17 protein-coding genes and 5 tRNA genes are annotated in these 18652 nt (G+C 41.3%); 6 read left to right on the top strand and 16 right to left on the bottom strand.

All coding sequences use genetic code 11. From position 1 onward, the window contains the following. Window positions 1–139 precede the first annotated feature (139 nt). The gene (locus tag AC0L6H_RS17650; RefSeq protein WP_473390525.1) at window positions 140–313 is read left to right on the top strand and encodes a hypothetical protein; all 174 of its coding nucleotides are present in this window, start codon (window positions 140–142) and stop codon (window positions 311–313) included. 10 nt (window positions 314–323) lie between these two features. Here AC0L6H_RS17650 and AC0L6H_RS17645 read toward each other — a convergent pair whose 3' ends face one another. From AC0L6H_RS17645 to lolB, 14 genes are all read right to left on the bottom strand, one after another. After that, entirely contained in the window at window positions 324–1805 is a 1482-nt protein-coding gene (locus tag AC0L6H_RS17645; RefSeq protein ID WP_473390524.1) for an alanine/glycine:cation symporter family protein, read from the bottom strand. Window positions 1806–2018: 213 nt separating this feature from the next. Further along, a tRNA-Gln gene (locus tag AC0L6H_RS17640) sits at window positions 2019–2094 on the bottom strand. A 40-nt stretch (window positions 2095–2134) separates the two neighbouring features. Next, window positions 2135–2210: transfer RNA gene (locus AC0L6H_RS17635), tRNA-Gln, on the bottom strand. A gap of 4 nt (window positions 2211–2214) precedes the next feature. Beyond that, window positions 2215–2299 (bottom strand) — tRNA-Leu (locus tag AC0L6H_RS17630). Window positions 2300–2320: 21 nt separating this feature from the next. Further along, window positions 2321–2397 (bottom strand) — tRNA-Met (locus tag AC0L6H_RS17625). A 133-nt stretch (window positions 2398–2530) separates the two neighbouring features. After that, on the bottom strand, window positions 2531–3598 hold the full coding sequence (locus tag AC0L6H_RS17620) for a hypothetical protein (protein ID WP_473390522.1): 1068 nt from the start codon (window positions 3596–3598) through the stop codon (window positions 2531–2533). Between the two features lie 234 nt (window positions 3599–3832). Further along, on the bottom strand, window positions 3833–4924 hold the full coding sequence (gene ychF / locus AC0L6H_RS17615) for a redox-regulated ATPase YchF (protein ID WP_473390521.1): 1092 nt from the start codon (window positions 4922–4924) through the stop codon (window positions 3833–3835). Between the two features lie 48 nt (window positions 4925–4972). Beyond that, window positions 4973–5557, bottom strand: coding sequence for an aminoacyl-tRNA hydrolase (pth, locus tag AC0L6H_RS17610; RefSeq protein WP_473390519.1), 585 nt, complete (start codon window positions 5555–5557; stop codon window positions 4973–4975). Between the two features lie 3 nt (window positions 5558–5560). Further along, window positions 5561–6208: a 50S ribosomal protein L25/general stress protein Ctc gene (locus AC0L6H_RS17605; RefSeq protein ID WP_473390518.1), complete on the bottom strand. Its 648-nt coding sequence runs from the start codon at window positions 6206–6208 to the stop codon at window positions 5561–5563. A gap of 228 nt (window positions 6209–6436) precedes the next feature. Further along, window positions 6437–6880, bottom strand: coding sequence for a hypothetical protein (locus AC0L6H_RS17600; protein ID WP_473390517.1), 444 nt, complete (start codon window positions 6878–6880; stop codon window positions 6437–6439). A gap of 197 nt (window positions 6881–7077) precedes the next feature. Beyond that, a complete protein-coding gene (locus AC0L6H_RS17595) occupies window positions 7078–8025 on the bottom strand; it encodes a ribose-phosphate pyrophosphokinase (RefSeq protein WP_473390515.1) in 948 nt (315 codons plus the stop codon). Between the two features lie 30 nt (window positions 8026–8055). Beyond that, window positions 8056–8131 (bottom strand) — tRNA-Gln (locus AC0L6H_RS17590). A 17-nt stretch (window positions 8132–8148) separates the two neighbouring features. Next, window positions 8149–9033, bottom strand: coding sequence for a 4-(cytidine 5'-diphospho)-2-C-methyl-D-erythritol kinase (gene ispE / locus AC0L6H_RS17585; protein ID WP_473390514.1), 885 nt, complete (start codon window positions 9031–9033; stop codon window positions 8149–8151). A 4-nt stretch (window positions 9034–9037) separates the two neighbouring features. Further along, window positions 9038–9607, bottom strand: a complete 570-nt coding sequence (gene lolB, locus AC0L6H_RS17580; protein WP_473390512.1) for a lipoprotein insertase outer membrane protein LolB — start codon at window positions 9605–9607, stop codon at window positions 9038–9040. 277 nt (window positions 9608–9884) lie between these two features. Here lolB and hemA point away from each other — a divergent pair, with 277 nt between their 5' ends. The 5 genes from hemA to kdsA all read left to right on the top strand — a co-directional run bounded on the left by hemA (window position 9885) and on the right by kdsA (window position 14788). Next, entirely contained in the window at window positions 9885–11147 is a 1263-nt protein-coding gene (hemA, locus tag AC0L6H_RS17575; RefSeq protein ID WP_473390511.1) for a glutamyl-tRNA reductase, read from the top strand. A gap of 93 nt (window positions 11148–11240) precedes the next feature. Then, a complete protein-coding gene (gene prfA / locus AC0L6H_RS17570) occupies window positions 11241–12326 on the top strand; it encodes a peptide chain release factor 1 (protein ID WP_473390510.1) in 1086 nt (361 codons plus the stop codon). 64 nt (window positions 12327–12390) lie between these two features. Beyond that, window positions 12391–13311, top strand: a complete 921-nt coding sequence (gene prmC, locus AC0L6H_RS17565) for a peptide chain release factor N(5)-glutamine methyltransferase (protein WP_473390508.1) — start codon at window positions 12391–12393, stop codon at window positions 13309–13311. 107 nt (window positions 13312–13418) lie between these two features. Continuing rightward, on the top strand, window positions 13419–13865 hold the full coding sequence (locus AC0L6H_RS17560; protein ID WP_473390507.1) for a SirB2 family protein: 447 nt from the start codon (window positions 13419–13421) through the stop codon (window positions 13863–13865). A gap of 77 nt (window positions 13866–13942) precedes the next feature. Further along, a complete protein-coding gene (kdsA, locus tag AC0L6H_RS17555) occupies window positions 13943–14788 on the top strand; it encodes a 3-deoxy-8-phosphooctulonate synthase (RefSeq protein ID WP_473390505.1) in 846 nt (281 codons plus the stop codon). A 70-nt stretch (window positions 14789–14858) separates the two neighbouring features. Here the strand turns inward: kdsA and AC0L6H_RS17550 are convergent, their stop codons facing one another. Beyond that, a complete protein-coding gene (locus AC0L6H_RS17550; RefSeq protein WP_473390504.1) occupies window positions 14859–17087 on the bottom strand; it encodes an NADP-dependent isocitrate dehydrogenase in 2229 nt (742 codons plus the stop codon). A gap of 228 nt (window positions 17088–17315) precedes the next feature. After that, a complete protein-coding gene (locus AC0L6H_RS17545; RefSeq protein ID WP_473390502.1) occupies window positions 17316–18614 on the bottom strand; it encodes an adenylate/guanylate cyclase domain-containing protein in 1299 nt (432 codons plus the stop codon). Between the last annotated feature and the right edge of the window lie 38 nt (window positions 18615–18652).

The following is an 18652-nucleotide window of genomic DNA, read 5'->3' as shown; positions in this document are numbered from 1 at the left end:
CGCAATAACGACAGGGTTGGGATTCATGCTAGTGTATCAAATACAGGTGGATTTGTAGGGTTGGAAGTTGAACTCAATAGTGTAGAAGTCGTATAAATCGTATATCATTTTACATAAGTTAATGAAAGAAGGGGAAGAAATGTCAGTTTTTGTAATACTAGGTGTGTTGTTTTTAACTTTAGTGATTCTTATTCCTTTACTAGAGAAATCAGGTAAGCGCATGAGTGATGAAAGCACGGCCAAATTATCAAAGTGGATATTCCCATTGCTATGCATTGCCATCTTAGCGGGTTTAATGACAAGCTTTTGGTAAACCCGCGCGCTTAGTTTTTACTTTGCCAAATGTCTTTTTCCTCTAACTCACCTTGAATTAGGCAATCACTGCGGTCGAACAATATCTTTTTGTTCGCCTTTCGTTTGGCTTTGTAATCGTTCGTTACCGCAACGATGGTTGGTGTTAAGATAAAAATGGCAATAACATTAACCAAAGTCATCAAGCCCAAGGCCATGTCTGCCATAGCCCAAACTACGGGTAATGATGCTACCGAACCCCATAAAATCATCACTAAGTACCCAGTAGTGTAAAAGCGTCGGCCAAATTTATTGTCGAGCTTAAACATATGCAAGTTACTTTCACCATAGGCATAGTTCGCCACTACAGAGGTAAATGCAAAGAAACAAATTGCGGCTGATACAAAGTCACTACCAGCGCCGCCTAAATGCGTTTCCATCGCTGTTTGAGTAAGTCGTATACCTTCCATTTCACCAATGCCAGTTTGTGTACCCAGTAAAATAATAAAAGCCGTGCAGGTACATAAAATCATCGTATCGATGAATACGCCCAACATTTGCACATAGCCTTGTGAGGCCGGATGGTTCGGTTCAGGCGTTGCCGCTGCGGCAGCATGAGGTACGCTACCTGATCCCGCTTCGTTTGAGTAAAGTCCTCGTTGAATACCATTTTTAATGGCGGCGGCTAACGCGCCTGCACCAGCCTCTTGAAAACCAAAAGCGCTACTTACGATGTCGTAAAGCACCGTGGGGAGTAATTGTATATTGATAATTGTGATTACCAAGGCTACCGCAACGTAGGCGATACCCATGAAGGGCACAACGTATTCAGCAAAGCGGGCGATGGCTCTGAGTCCGCCCACCACAATTAGCGCGGCTAACACAATAATACCGATACCAGAATAAAGGGTAGGTAGGTTGTAGCTGTTGTTTAATGCGTCAGTAATAGTATTGGCTTGTACGGCGCTAAAAACAAAACCATAACCAAGGAATAAACAGAGGGCAAAAAGCCAAGCAAATGCTTTGTTTTGTATACCTTGTTGGATGTAATAAGCAGGCCCGCCGCGATATTGACCGTTAGAATCTCTTATTTTATATACTTGGCCTAGTACGCTTTCTGCGTAGCCTGTTGCCATGCCTAAAAGCGCGATAACCCACATCCAAAATACGGCGCCAGAACCGCCTAATGAAATAGCAACCGCGACGCCCGCTAAGTTTCCTGTTCCCACACGAGCTGACAAACTTGTACACAGCGCTTGAAACGAACTAATACCTGAAGCATCAGATTTGGTGCTTTTGCGCATGATTGAAAACATATGTTTAAAATCGAAGATCTGAATAAACTTCAAACGCCAACTAAACCAAACACCGGCTATTACTAGCAGAAATATTAGCACGCCATAGGTAGATTGATCCCCCCACAACCAGTAATTAGCAACACCAACAACTTTGCTTATTGCGCTTTGCATTGGAAGAAGGATATTTTGAGTAAACCACGCAGTTATTTCATTCATAGGATAAGGCAACTAATTTTAGTTATTGTTCTGGTTAGTTCACTGTATTGTGCAAGATTTTTAGATGATTCACCATGCTAAATGGTAAAACAGAGCAAAAAAGCAGTTTTTGCCTTTGAGATGTTTCTGATTTCGCTGATTTTGCAGGACCGATAGTTTGCAAGTTGATGTGTAGAAATGAAAAACGCCGGCTAAAAACCGGCGTTCATAATATGGCTGGGGTAGCTGGACTCGAACCAACGAATGACGGGATCAAAACCCGTTGCCTTACCAACTTGGCTATACCCCAAAAAAAATAAGTCACAAAGACTTATTAATTTGGAAAAATGTGGCTGGGGTAGCTGGACTCGAACCAACGAATGACGGGATCAAAACCCGTTGCCTTACCAACTTGGCTATACCCCAGCAATGGTGCGGAAGGAGAGACTTGAACTCTCACGCCGTGAAGCACTGGAACCTAAATCCAGCGTGTCTACCAATTCCACCACTCCCGCACGGTACTCTAACAGAAAAAATGGTGGCTAAGGCGGGACTCGAACCTGCGACCCCATCATTATGAGTGATGTGCTCTAACCAGCTGAGCTACTTAGCCATTAATTACTCTGTTTCTGAGTGGCGCGTATTATGCTTAGTAGAACTCTAAGCGTCAACCGTTTTTTGCCAAAAAAATAGCAAAAATGAACGGTTGACTACAAACTAACCAACAAAAAGCGTATTTTTGGGTCTTAGTCCTCATTTTTAGGCAAAATGCCGTATTTGATGTCAAATTTATTTAATTGTGCCTTTATTTTATTGCCCAACTTTCCAGCACGTATTTTTGGCACTCTTGTGGTGTCAGTTTCATAATTTGCATTGGCAAAAGCGTTCACAAAATCTGCATCATGCTTATGTGGATTTGTAACTCTTGTTCTTGCAGATAAAACTGAAATCTTTTGAATGCTTTGCTTGCGCGAAAAACGTGCAAAACCTTTAAACCTGAAGTGCTCCTCAGCGAAGCGATTACTCAGCTGTAACACAAAATCCATTAAACCATACATAAGATTGTCTTCTGTTGCGCTGTCTATGAGTATATGGCTGGCAATTTTGGGGCTTGTGTTGTTTGCGCCCAAACTAAGCAATTCCGGTAGTTGTGTGCGCTTGTCTGGCGCAATACATAGGGCCAACAGTAATTGCCCATTTGCCAATTCACTGACATCTTGCAAAATAAAACGAGCATGGTCATAGCGAATGTGAGTGCAACACAACTGCAGACTTTCTTTGTTTAATATTGTTTGCGGACCATTGGTATTTGTTGCTTGAGACATCGCAATTAAAGGCAAGTCGTGGTGACAACTAAAAGGACTTGTTGTATTGGATTTAGTAACAACGCTGGTGTCACCAGTGTTTATTGTTTTGTATTTGAATAACTCTCTAATTTCATGTTCTCTAGCTTTCACAAGCGCTAGGAACGCGGTTTGTATAATTTCAGATGACGGCAATTGTGGCTCAACTCGCCAGCGTCTTCCATAGACAATTTTTTCAGACTGTTGCTCGTCAAATGATTGGTAATTGTCTTTGCCTATAATACCTACCTGAATAAAAATACTCGCGTTATCTTCGTCAACAAACAAAATGTATTTGGGGTCAAAGTCTATTTCAGCAATTATCGCTTCGACAGATTGCTTGGTATGTTGATAGCTCAAATAATGTTGAGGAATACAGTTTGTGCCGTCGTCTAACACCACAGCGGGCGCTTTGGGCAAGGCCGTTTCACCGGGTAGTAAAGGTAGCATGTCGGATATAGGTGTTTTCATAATGTCCGCAAACAGTTTTATGTGCTAAGTAGACCCACAAAACTTATGGTTAATTTCATCATGATAGTAGTATGTGTAAATTGGGAATATGGATTATAAATAGTAAATATTGCTGAAGTGGAGTGTGAATTAATGCTTACTATAAGCTCTAAACACTGATTTTTAGTATGGACTGCTTAATAAAAAAAGGGAAGCTAAATGCTTCCCTTTATTGGTTTATTTGGCTTTACAGCTCTATACGTTAAATCGGAAATGAATAACGTCGCCGTCTTTGACAACATATTCTTTGCCTTCTAAGCGCCATTTTCCTGCTTCTTTTGCACCGGATTCACCTTTATTCGCTACGTAATCATCAAAGCCGACGATTTCTGCTCGAATAAAGCCTTTTTCAAAATCAGTATGGATTTTACCGGCTGCTTGAGGCGCAGTAGAACCTTCTGGAAAGGTCCATGCACGTACTTCTTTAACACCTGCGGTAAAATAGGTTTGTAGCGTTAGCAATCCATATCCTGCGCGTATTACGCGATTTAAACCAGGCTCACTTAAGCCCAGTTCTTCCATAAACTCTTGTTTTTCTTCTTCGTCTAGTTCGGCAATATCCGATTCTATTGAAGCACAAACGCTAACAACAACCGCATTTTCTTTTTCGGCAATGGCTTTTACTTGCTCTAAGTAAGGATTGTTTTCAAAACCATCTTCACTAACATTGGCGATATACATGGTTGGTTTTAAGGTTAGGAAGTTCATGTAAGATATGGCTGCATGTTCTTCTTTTGTGAGGTCTAAAGAACGCAATAGTCCGCCTTCGTTTAGATGAGGTAGTAACTTCTCAAGCACTTTTAACTCAGCTTTTGCGTCACTCTCGCCACTTTTAGCTCTTTTCGCTACCCGAAATATGGCTTTTTCAGTGGTCTCTAAGTCAGCGAGTCCTAATTCAGTGTTGATAACGTCAATATCTTCTTGTGGATTAACCTTACCTGCCACATGAACAATATTCTCATCGTCAAAACAACGCACAACGTGCCCGATAGCATCGGTTTCACGTATGTTGGCTAAAAATTTATTGCCTAAGCCTTCACCTTTAGATGCGCCTGCCACTAAGCCAGCAATATCGACAAATTCCATTGTGGTTGGGATAACACGCTGCGGGTTTACGATTTCGGCTAATTGTGCTAGTCGAGGGTCCGGAACAGGCACTACACCGGTATTTGGTTCAATGGTACAGAATGGGAAGTTGGCCGCTTCTATTCCTGCTTTTGTTAATGCATTGAAAAGGGTTGATTTACCCACGTTCGGTAAACCTACAATGCCGCATTTAAAACCCATAACTACCTCTGTTTAATAAAATTTTGTCTACCCACTTGCGCCGAACTATTATTCTGCTTTAAAACTGTGTAGGCGTTGTTGTGCTTTGCTTAAATCTTGCTCATAAAGAATTGGTATACAGCGCATCGCTTCGTCAATGGCGTCTTCAATCCGAGCAAAATCTGCAGGCGGTGCTTTTGATAATACGTAATTGGTGACTTTACTTCGATGTCCTGGGTGGCCAATACCAATACGCAGTCTTAAAAAATCGCGTTGTTTGCCAAGGGCGCTAACAATATCTTTAATGCCATTTTGGCTAGAGCTACCGCCGATTTTCAATTTGGCAATACCAGGGTCAAAATCTAACTCGTCATAGGCGACTAATATTTCATCGACTTGTATTTTATAAAACTGACAAATCGCAGCAACCGACTTACCACTTAAATTCATAAAGGTTGTTGGAATGAGCAAACGTACATCTTGGCCTGCGATGGTGCCGCGACCAGTAAAACCAAAAAACTTAGCGTCGAGTTTTAGGCTTATATTAAAGCTCGACGCTAAGTTTTCTACAAATTGTGCACCTGCGTTGTGGCGGGTATCTTTATATTCTGGACCTGGATTACCCAGGCCCACAATTAGACGAATTGTCGACACCGATTATTCCTTGGTGGCTCCATCATCACTTTCTGCTTCTGGCTCGTCTTCACTTTCAACAACCGAACCTCTAGATTGTTTAATCGTAACAACGGCTAAATCATGATCTTCGCCTTTAGCTAATTCAACTGATTCAACACCTTTAGGTAAAGTGATATCAGAAAGGTGAAGTGTTTCATCTAAAGCTAGGTTAGCAACGTCGACTTCAATGAACTCTGGTAAATCTTTTGGTAAACAAGTTACTTCAATTTCGTTCATTTGATGTTCTGCGTGACCACCTTCTAACTTTATTGCATCAGCTTTATCTTCATTGATGAAGTGAAGTGGTACGTTTGTTGTTAGTAATTCACCAGCAACAATGCGTACAAAATCGATATGCGTTACTTTAGGCTTGTAAGGGTGACGCTGCATGTCTTTCACTAGCGCTTCTTCTTTCTTGCCATCGATGTTGATGGTTAATACGTGTGAGTAAAACGCTTCAAATTCTTGAGCTTGTAATACTTTATTGTGTTCAAGTGTTAGCGAAACCGGCTCTTTGCCGCCGCCGTAAATGATGGCTGGTACTTTGCCTGTGTGACGTAGGCGGCGGCTCGCACCTTTCCCTAAATCTGTACGGACTGTAGCATCCAAACTAAATATTGCATCAGACATTATATGTCTCCAAGGTTTGTAAAATTACGAATATGTAATTAATACGATTAAGTGGGTAGTTTTTTGCGACCAAAAACTACATGATTGTTGTTGTTACTTTTATCGCGACTATTAACTTTAGCTCGAATAGTGCACAAAAATAAAAACGCCGCTCGTTCTAAAACGGCGGCGTATATTATCATTGCACATGCGCCTGTACAATGTGAAATTCATCAAAAGTAAGATTATTTAGTAAGTTTGATTTATATCGCTTACTTTTGACGCATCAATGACCCTAATTTCAAGTATTTTCACTAATTTACCAAACTGTTGTGTGCTCGCTATACCTTCCATTGGTTCAACCTTCATTTCGACGATTAGACCATTCTTACGGTATTCGCTCTTAAGGCCAGATGGCATGTACTTATCGCCGTTATTTGCAATAAACCCATAAAAGCCACCTTCAAACTGTTGGAAAGTGATTTGCCCTGTTAGTGTCATCGTTTTAGACTCTTCAATTTTTGTAGCATTTTCTTGCACAACTTGCATCTTACTTGTTTCACTTTTACCTGCTACTGCTTTGTCGTTAGCGTCATCCTCATTACTGTTGCACGCACTCAAGCTTAGGGCAACAAAAGGCAGCAATACGACACTTTTTACTACAGCGTTGAATGAATATTTCCTAATTAGCATTTTCAAGCCTCAATAAATGGAGATAAAAATCACTGCCTATGCAAGCGCAAATGGGAAGCTATTCTTTTAGTCTGCGATTATCGCGTTAAGTTCCAATAGGTCGAAACAAGACTAAGACAATGTCAAGCATGTATTATAGTAGTGGAAACAAAAAAGGCTTATGTATTAAATAAGCCCGTTTTGGTGTTTTATTAAATCTAGTACTCGAACATTGCCGAAATAGATTCTTCATTACTTATCCGGCGAATCGTTTCCGCTAACATTTCGGACAGCGTAAGTTGTTTTACTTTCTTAATTTTTCTTATCGCGTCAGGCAAGGGGATACTATCGGTGACGATTATTTCGTCAATCACAGAATCCTGTAAGTTCTTAGCGGCGTTACCTGAAAATACAGCATGTGTTGCGTAAGCATAAACACGTTTAGCGCCATGTGCTTTTAGCGCTTCAGCTGCTTTTGCAAGCGTACCACCGGTATCGATCATATCATCTACGATGATGCAATCACGATTTTTGACGTCACCGATAATATTCATCACTTGGGCTACATTAGCTTTAGGACGACGTTTATCGATGATGGCTAGGTCAGCGTCGTTGAGCAACTTTGCCGTGGCACGAGCACGCACCACGCCGCCGATATCAGGAGATACAACCACCGGAGCATCGAAATCTCTTTGGAACATGTCATCTAAAAGAATTGGTGTGCCGAAAGCATTATCTACAGGAACATCAAAGAAGCCTTGAATTTGTTCAGCGTGTAAGTCAACAGTCAATACTCTGTCAACACCTACATTTGACAAAAAGTCAGCAACAACTTTGGCCGTAATCGGCACACGTGCAGAACGTACACGGCGGTCTTGTCGAGCATAGCCAAAATAAGGGATTACCGCAGTTATGCGACCGGCTGATGCACGCCTGAAGGCATCAATCATCACGATAAGCTCCATAAGGTTATCGTTTGTAGGTGCGCAGGTAGATTGAATAATAAATACGTCAGACCCACGCACATTCTCGTGAATTTCAACGCTAATCTCACCGTCACTAAAACGGCCACAAGTAAGATTTCCTAATTTAGTATACAAACGCTCGGCGACTTTCTGGGCGAGTTCAGGAACGGCATTTCCTGCAAAAAGCTTCATATCAGGCACAAGTGATTCCTCGGTGCATGTTAGTTGTATTGGCTGGGGTAGCAGGACTTGAACCTACGAATGGCGGGATCAAAACCCGCTGCCTTACCAACTTGGCTATACCCCAATTATTTGTTGCTTGTATTATACCACATGCAAATTTGCTGCAGATAACTGCATTTCAGCTAACTTGTTATGTAGTGGTGATACGTCAACGCCTTTGGCGACAAAGGCTGTTACTCCGTTGGGTAAACAAGGAACTACTTCATTTGCAGCTTCAATACTGTCAAACTTGGCAAAAACGCTTGCCCCAGTTCCTGTCATTCTAGACGGGGCGTAGTGTAGCAATCTGTTAAGTAAATTTGCAACCTCAGGTTGCAGATTACAGACTAATTTCTCACAATCATTTTGCGTTAAGTCAAACTTATAGTCTTGCATAATCATTCTAGCTGTGTTTCGAGGCAAATCTGAATGCCTAAAAACGGCTTGTGTCGAAATGTGCACATTAGGAGTCGCCACAAGATAATAGCTTGGTGTAATTTGCGTGTTTTGTAATTTTTCACCAATGCCTTCAGCAAATGCAGAATGACCGTTAACGAATACTGGGACATCCGCTCCTAGCGTTTTGGCTAAGGCTAGTAAGCTAGTCGTGGTGAGTTGGCAATGCCACATGAAATTTAGGGCAACCAAAACACTTGCTGCGTTAGATGACCCACCGCCCAGTCCCCCTCCCATAGGAATACGTTTTTTTAAGGAGATATTTACGCCTAAGTTTTTTTGTGGGCGATAATCTAAGAGTAATTGAGCCGCTTTATAAACAAGGTTGTCTTGTGGCAAGACCCCTTCGATATTGTTCATTAGCTCAATAGTGCCCGTTGACGTGACTTCTATCCCTATTTCGTCCCCAAAGTCGAGTAATTGGAAGAGGGTTTGCAATTCATGATATCCATTCGCTTGACGACCACAAACATGTAAGAATAAGTTTAGTTTGGCAGGGCTTGGCCACCATTCTATTTTATCAAGGACCATTAGCTTATTGACTCCATTCACTAATTCTTATTTTAATCGTCGCTTGATATGCAGAGTTGAACATATTTATTTGTTCCGGTAATTGGTATTCGATATTGTTAATACTGACATTGTTATACTGTGTGTAGTTAATTGTCCATTGATCACATTGATTACATGTGGCTTTTATCTGTTTGATGAGGCCATTCTCGTAGCGGGTTATTTCCTGATTTTCCCCTCTTTCTTGCCGTGTTCCATTTACTTGGCCTAGCATCGCGTTTCTTCCCTCGCTAGTTGCCGCTCCTTTTATCCAACTACTAAGCTGCTCTAAGGGGACTTGCCAACCGCTTACCTGATAAATTAAGGCTGATGGGGAGCTGTCATAATAACTTTTGCCGTCAGCCTGGAGTGTAGCCATGATGCCGTCATATTCTAAATTAGCTAGGTTTATCCCCAGAACATTGGTCAATGCAAATTGCATCAATGCATCATTTTGTTGCCAATTGATATAGGCGCTTTTGCGTTCTTTATCGGTTATCCAAGCAATTTTTCCTTTTAGCTTCCACTTTGTTAGTTGGGCTAAATTGTTGTTCAAATTAATTAGCGCTTGGGTCTCCAAATTCGGCTTTGTGGCGCAAGATAGTAAGAAACAGCTGAAAAATAGAGTAACGATCACTTGCAAACAGCGATATGCAAATTGAGTCTGATATTTCATGTGTGTGAGTCTTTTTGCTGATTAGCCTTATGTATTTGTATGCAAACATACAAGAATATTGGCTTTTTTTCTAACCTTAATGTGTATTTCTTTAAATGTGAGCTACTTTTGACTACAATACGCCGCTGATTAATAACCCTAGTTGAATCGACATTACATGAGTTTTATTGCCATTGGCATAAATCACCAAACTGCACCGGTGGCGATGCGTGAAAAGGTCGCCTTTACGCCCACTTCGCTTGCTGGTGCCTTGAAAAATTATGCCCTGCGCGTGAAACAGGCAGAGTTGGTTATTTTGTCAACATGTAATCGTACCGAAGTTTTTGCAAATAGTGAGCAGGTAAATGCAGCTGATCTTGGCGCGTGGTTAGCTGAAGTTCACAAGGTTGAACTTGCAGACCTGAGTCAGTACTTGTACGTTCATGAAAACGAACACGCCATCCGGCATTTAATGCAGGTTGCTTGTGGCCTAAATTCATTGATTTTGGGCGAACCGCAAATTTTAGGGCAAGTTAAACAAGCCTTTTCAGAAGCAAAGCATGTGGGGACCGTCAATGGTCATTTCGAAAAGATATTTCAAAATACTTTTGCGGTGGCAAAAAAGGTAAGGTCGCAAACAGATATTGGTGCAAATGCGGTTTCTGTTGCCTATGCCGCCGTGCAACTGGCGAAACAAATATTCTCAAATTTAGCAAAGAGCCACGTTTTATTGATAGGGGCTGGTGAGACAATTGAGTTGGTCGCCAAGCATTTAGCGATGTTTAGTTTAAAGAAAGTCACGGTCGCCAACCGCACCCTTGCAAATGCACAGTTGTTAGCTGATTCACTGCTTGTAGATTCTGAGGCGATTACCATTAGTGAAATTCCAGAACGTTTATCAAAAGCAGACATAGTGATCAGTTCAACCGCAAGCGCATTGCCTATCTTAGGGCAGGGGACTGTAGCAAGTGCCTTAAAAGAACGAAAGTACAAACCTATGTTGATGATTGATTTAGCGGTGCCGCGTGATATTGAAGACCAAGTTTCTGAGATAGATGATGTATACTTGTACACAGTAGACGATTTACAACACATTGTGCAACAGAATGTGGCTAATCGTGAACAAGCGGCAAACGAGGCTAACACAATTATTGAGTACCACGTTGCTGAGTTACTGTTATGGCAAAAACAACACAAAAAAATTGACTTAATTAAAACCTACAGAGACGACGCTGAACAAACGAGGCGCGGATTAGAAGAAAAAGCGTTAATCAAACTAGCACAAGGCGAAAGCCCTGAAAAAGTGCTACAAGAATTAAGTTATAAGTTGTCGCAAGCCATGATGCATGCGCCAACTAAAGCTATGCAAAAAGCGATAGCCAATCCCAAAGAGAGCGCGTTGTCGCTGTTTGAAGATATATTTGGCGAAGATAAAAAATAAGATAAATTAAGGTGCTTGTGCGTTTTTAGCATGTCTCACCTAGCATATTAAGGCAGGTCCTAATCGTAAGACTTGGCCATATAAAGGAAACACATGAAAGACTCGGTAGTACAAAAACTAGAATCTCTAGTTGAACGTTTTGAAGAAGTACAAGCCCTATTGGGTGAGCCTAGTATAATTAACGACCAAGAAAAATTTAGAGCCTTATCTAAAGAGTATTCTCAGCTTGAAGAAGTTGTAAAACAGTTCAATGCTTTTCAAGGTGCCCAGGCCGATATTGCTTCTGCGCTTGAGATGATTCAAGAAGAAGATGCAGAAATGCGTGAGATGGCGCAAGAAGAATTAAAAGAAGCCAAGAAAAACAGTGAACAACTTGAAACAGATTTGCAAATTCTGTTGTTACCAAAAGATCCCAATGATGACAATGATTGCTTTTTAGAAATCCGTGCGGGAGCAGGTGGCGACGAAGCGGCGATTTTTGCCGGCGATATGTTTAGGATGTATTCCCGTTACGCTGAAACGCAAGGTTGGCGTTTAGAAGTAATGAGTGCAAATGAAGGCGAGCACGGTGGCTACAAAGAAATCATTGCGCAAATAACGGGGAATGGTCCATATGGAATTCTGAAATTTGAATCAGGTGGCCATCGTGTACAACGTGTTCCTGAAACAGAGTCACAAGGACGCATCCATACTTCTGCATGTACCGTTGCCGTGCTCCCTGTGGTGCCAGAATCAGAAGCGATTGAAATTAATCCTGCTGATTTACGTGTTGACACCTATCGAGCTTCAGGTGCGGGTGGTCAGCACGTGAATAAAACCGATTCAGCGATTCGTTTAACGCATATTCCAACCGGCGTGGTTGTTGAATGCCAAGATGAACGTTCGCAGCATAAAAATAGAGCACGGGCGATGTCAGTCTTACAAGCCAGATTGAACAATATAGAAAAAGAAAAGCGTGATGAAGAAGAAGCCAGTACGCGTAAAAGCTTGGTAGGTAGTGGAGATCGTTCTGAACGTATTCGTACCTATAATTTCCCGCAAGGACGAGTGTCTGACCACCGTATTAATTTGACCTTATATAAACTAGATGATGTTATTGCTGGGGACTTAGGCGCCTTATTAGATCCTATTCGCCAAGAACATCAAGCAGATTTGCTCGCAGCATTAGCCAGTGATTAATGCTCGTTACCACTGCATGTCGGTTTTACTACAGCTGATTATCAAGGATAATAGTTAATGCACCATGCAAGATAAGCAGTTAGACACGAATACGGAACTAGCCAATATTCCAGCGCGTACTATTGACGAAGTTTTGCGCTGGAGTGAACGACAGATTGCGACACAAGAAGGCTTGTGTTTTCAGTCTCCTAAACTAGAAGCGCGCCTATTGTTTAGCCATATAAGTCACAAGAGTCACGCTTGGATTATGACTTACGGGGCGAGTCTCGTTTCTGAAAAATTGAGTGAAACGCAGATACAAGCATATATAAATTGTTTAAAACAACGTTTGATGGGGCAACCTATCGCGTTCATTTTAGGGACTCAAGAATTTTGGACACTCACCTTAAAAGTTTCTGATTGTACTTTAATCCCGCGCCAGGATACTGAAACCTTAATTGAAGCGGCCCTTGATTTGCCTCTAAGTAATACAGCCAACGTGCTAGATTTGGGTACGGGAACAGGTGTTGTTGCGCTGGCGCTGGCAAAAGAGAAACCTGATTGGCAAGTGCTAGGACTCGATAAAATTGAAGGGGCGGTTGAACTAGCAAAAGAGAACGCGCGTTTAAATAATGTAGACGTCGCTTTTTTACAAAGTAATTGGTTTAGTGCCCTAGATTGTGCCAAGCTTGAGCATACTTTTGATCTTATCGTCAGTAATCCACCCTACGTAGAAGCTGATAGTGATTATCTTAAGCACGGTGACTTGCGCTTTGAACCATTAAGCGCCTTAGTGTCTGGGAAAGATGGCTTGGACGATATTCGCAAGATTATCACTCAATCTATCGCTTTTTTAAATAACAAAGGCTTTTTGGCGATAGAACATGGGCAAGGACAGGCAAGCGCAGTGCAAAGTTTATTTCGTGATGCTGGCTTTAGTTCAGTGCAATCAAAACGAGATATTAATGAAATTGAACGAATTACGATGGGACAATGGCGAGTCTAATACTGGTAGAAAAACACTAACAACTTAGAAGCTATCAATTTACAAAGCTGCGTGAGAAACAACAAATAGCGACACAATTACATTCAAAATAAAAAAGAGAAATAACTATGTACACAATTATCAAACACTTACACCTTACTATTATCGCGTTGACCTTTATCTTTTTTTTAATTAACTTGATTTCTTTGATGAAGAATTCGGACGCGGGCACAAACAAACTATTAAAAATAGGCCCACATATTCTATACACCTTGTTTGTATTGACCTTCATTTACTTGGCTTATGTGAATCCACTTCAACTCTATCCTTTTGTGAATGGCTGGGCATCATCAAAATTAGCCGGATTTGTCTTCTATCTACTCTCTATAACTTTCGCGCTTAAATGGGCTAAGAATAACATGTGGCGCGTTGCTGGCGCGATCAGTGCAGTATTTTGGTTGCTCGTCACGGCTCGTTTAGGATTTGCTGATCATATAAAGGTAAAAGGTGCGGTCCAAGATACAAATGCGTATATACAGTTTTTATCAGATACCCTACGAGGATTGGTTGGATAGGCAACAACGTGGGGTCAGGTATTGCATTTGAAAAGTGCAAAAAATAGTCGAAGTTATTAAATCCAGAGGTAAACACAATGCTTAAAATTGACCAAGTAAAGATAAAAGAGTTAACCGTTGCCAACGATAAGCCATTCGTTTTATTTGGTGGTATGAACGTATTGGAATCTGAAGACCTCGCGATGAAAATTGCTGAGACCTACACCGAGATCACCACAAAATTGGGGATACCTTATGTATTTAAAGCCTCTTTCGATAAGGCAAATAGATCTTCGGTGAGTTCTTATCGCGGGCCAGGCATGGAAGAGGGCTTACGTATTTTCGAGCGTATTAAGCGAGAATTTAATGTCCCTATTATTACTGACGTGCACGAACCGCATCAAGCAGCCCCTGTTGCAGAGGTCGTTGATGTTATTCAATTGCCCGCATTTTTGGCACGTCAAACTGATTTAGTTGTTGCGATGGCAAAAACACAAGCGGTGATTAATGTTAAAAAACCACAGTTTTTGGCACCCCATGAAATGGCACATATCATTAATAAATTTGACGAAGCGGGTAATCAAAACATTATTTTGTGTGAACGGGGAAGTTGCTATGGTTATAACAATCTAGTCGTTGATATGCTTGGAATGGACCTGATGAAACCTATGGCACCGGTAATATTTGATGCTACGCATGCGCTACAAAAACCCGGCGGACGCAGTGACTCTGCTGATGGACGACGTAAACAAGCAGCGCAATTGGCAAGAAGTGGTATGGCTTTAGGAATAGCGGGTCTATTTATTGAGTCCCATCCCGATCCTGAAAATGCAAAGTGTGATGGTCCTTGTGCCTTGCCGCTTGACCAATTAGAGCCTTATTTACAACAAATGAAAGCTGTAGATGACTTAGTAAAGTCGTTTGAAGAATTGAAAATAGATTAATAAAAGTGCCGTAATAAAAAAGGCTAAGTGATTTCTCACTTAGCCTTTTTAAATGCTTATTTATTATGATTTAGACATTTGCTAGCAGTGCATTAAGCGTTGCACTTGGACGCATAGCTTCTGCTGCTAGTTTGTCATCAGCAAAGTAATAGCCTTTGATATCCACTGGTACACCTTGAGCACCGTTTAATTCACCTACTATTGCTGCCTCATTGTCAGTCATGTTTGCTGCCACAGGCGCAAACTGCATGTGAAGTTGTGAGTCAGCGCTTTGCTCACCAAGTGCTTGTGCCCAGTAAAGCGCTAAGTAAAAATGCGAACCGCGATTATCTAATTCATTTACACGACGTGAGGGTGATTTGTTCTCTTGTAAAAACTTCGCTGTTGCTTGGTCTAAGGTATCAGCTAATACCTTCGCTTTAGCATTGCCAGTGGTCACGCTTAAGTGCTCTAAAGACGCAGCAAGTGCAAGGAACTCGCCAAGAGAATCCCAACGTAGATGGTTTTCTTTTTCAAACTGTTGAACATGTTTAGGAGCCGAACCTCCAGCGCCAGTTTCAAACAAGCCACCGCCGTTCATTAGCGGGACTATTGATAGCATTTTTGCACTTGTACCTAATTCCAATATGGGGAATAAGTCGGTCAAATAGTCGCGCAATACGTTGCCGGTCACAGAAATAGTGTCTTGTCCTTTCGCGCAACGAGCAAGGGTATATTCGGTTGCATCAACAGGGCTCATAATTTGGATGTCTAAACCATTAGTATCGTGGTCTTTTAGATATGTATTGACCTTTTTGATCATTTGCGCGTCATGAGCACGATTTTCATCTAACCAGAAAATGGCAGGTACATTAGTTGCACGAGCGCGAGTAACGGCAAGTTTAACCCAATCTTGGATTGGTGCATCTTTTGCCTGGCACATTCTCCAAATATCACCTTCTTCAACATTATGCTCGAGTAAAGTATCACCAGCTGTATTGACAACTCTTACCGTGCCTTTAGCATCTAAAATAAAGGTTTTATCATGCGAGCCATATTCTTCCGCTTTTTGTGCCATTAGGCCAACATTTGGAACCGTCCCCATGGTTGTTGGATCAAATGCACCGTTTTTCTTACAAAACTCGATAACACTAGCAAATACACCAGCATAATTACGATCGGGGATCATGAATTTAGTATCTTTTTGACGACCGTCAGGTCCCCACATTTGACCAGAAGCGCGTATCGCCGCTGGCATTGAAGCGTCAATAATAACGTCACTTGGTACATGTAGGTTGGTAATTCCACGGTCAGAATCTACCATTGCCATTTCGGGACGTTGTGCGTAAACCGCTTGAATGTCGGCTTCGATTTCGGCTTTTTGTTCGGCGGGTAAGTTTGCTATTTTAGCGTAAACATCGCCTAAACCGTTTTTAAGATCAACGCCAATTTCAGCGAAGGTCTCACCATGTTTGGCAAATACGTCTTTATAAAAAACTTCAACTGCTTGTCCAAACATTACAGGGTCAGATACTTTCATCATCGTTGCTTTCAAATGCAATGATAAAAGTACATCTTGTTCTTTTGCTAAGTTAATTTCTTTCTCGAAAAAGCTTTTAAGGGCAGCGCTACTCATAACTGATGCGTCAATCACTTCTTGGTCGAGTAGTGAAACTTTTTCTTTTAATACCGATACATCGCCGTTAGCATGAACAAACTCTATACGCACTTCTTGCGCATCGTTAACGGTTGTCGATAACTCACTACCATAAAAATCGCCGTCATCCATGTGTGAAACATGAGATTTAGAGTCTGCTGTCCAAGCACCCATTGAATGCGGGTTAGTCTTTGCATATTGCTTAACTGAGCTTGGAGCGCGGCGATCTGAATTACCTTCGCGCAATACTGGATTTACTGCAGAGCCAAGTACTTTTGCGTAAGTTTCTTTAATTTTTTTCTCTTCAGCAGTGGTGGCTTGCTCAGGGTAATTCGGTAGTGCATAACCTTTAGCTTGAAGTTCTTTAATTGCGGCTTGCAGTTGAGGGACAGATGCGCTGATGTTTGGAAGCTTTATAATATTTGCTTCAGGGGTTTTAGCTAGATCACCTAATTCAGCTAGTGCGTCGCCTATGCGTTGTTCTTCTGTCAAATAACTTGGGAAATTAGCAATAATACGTCCCGCTAAAGAAATGTCACGTGTCTCAATATCAATACCGGAAGACGCAGTAAATGCTTGTATTATTGGCAACAATGATTGGGTTGCTAATGCAGGGGCTTCGTCAGTAATGGTATATATGATCTTGGATGGTTCAGTAGTCATTAAAAATCCTAAAGAAAATTGAAAAAGAGGCCGCTTGTTGTGCTCGTTTTCATCTTAATATGAATAAAAAGTACAGCTAAACGAAAAAACATGCGAATTTGGGTCGCGATTTTATACGAAACCGCAGCATTTTTACAGTAGCTATTACTAATTGGTCATAAAAATTGGCCGTAATTTGTGGTTAAGCGCTAATTTTACATACGATTTTGGACAATACAGGACTTAAAGCTAGGTTTTAAACTTCTCACTTTGTAATGCATACACATTTTGTTCCCCCAACCCTTTTAAGCTATATTTCTGGGCCTTAGCGAATGGTGTTCCTCTTGGACTTAAGCTAAACGTGGCTTCATCTACTAGTATTTGATTAGCTTGCGCTACTTTTTCTAAGCGAGCAGCGCGGATAACTGTCTCTCCCCAAATATCAAAATTTGGGTTGTTATGGTCAAACACACCACACGTCACAGGACCAAAGGCCGCGCCTATACGTAAATTCAGCGCAGAGACAGAATGCAGAGCGCTTGCAACCTCAATGATTTGTTTCACAATTGACTTGTTTTCAACACCTCGGCTTTGAAAGCCAACCAGCACGATATATTGGTCACCATTGGTTTTTATGCGCTTTACGTCTAATGCACCTATCGCTTCATCAAAGGCAGAGAATAAGCTGTAAATAGATTTCCAGTGTAATGGTGCGGCTTTGCTTTGACACACAAGTTGAGTGAAATCTACCACGTCAACAAATATGACACCCATTGAAAAGTTGCTTTGCATTTTGTTTGTAGTATCAGGCATTACTGTTTTGCCTAATCGAGTCTGTTGTGCGCCGTTAAACGAGGTTAGTAGTGGCGGAACTAATTCCGGTGGAAATAACTTACTTAATATTCGTGATTGCGTTTTTTCATAATGCTGAAGTTGTTGCCAATTATTGGCCAAAATACGGCGAATGAATAATGCGCAAATTAAACAGGCAAGGGCAAAAACAAGAGCGTTAATCTGGGCAATATTTGTTAAATACTCTATTTCACCTTTTGCTTGCCTTAACGTTAAGTTTGTATCGTGTGTACTAACAATCTGGGGGGATTGCGTAAAAACGAAGGCACTTAAACATAGCGTAATTGCTGCCACAAGGGCTGGCATTTCATAACGGTCAAAAATGTAGCAGCATATGAACATAGACAGCAAAAAGTAATACTGTAAATTTACATCATAGTGCCAAAGGTAGCATGCTGTTAGGATATAGCTTAAAAAGCCAAGCAAGAGTATGATTTTTGCACGGGTTACCGCCTTCTTCTTAAGTAAGAGCAAAACTATGAAAAAGCAGCTTAAATGTATGAGCATATTTAGGACGTGGTACTGCAAACTTTGCGAGCTTAGCGCAAAGGGATAATATAGTGATGCAGCGACTAGTTTCCCAGATTGCAATACAATGACGACAATCAAGGCTTGACAAATACGCAACATGATATGCTCACGTTGGCGTAAATGTTGTTTTATTCCCACCGTTGGTGGCGTATTTGAAGTCAACATGTTCATCCTTGAATCATGTGATTATTGTATGTTTATAT

The sequence above is a fragment of the Glaciecola sp. G7-5 genome (genome assembly GCF_055808975.1).
This window is presented reverse-complemented; position numbering and strand designations above follow the sequence as displayed.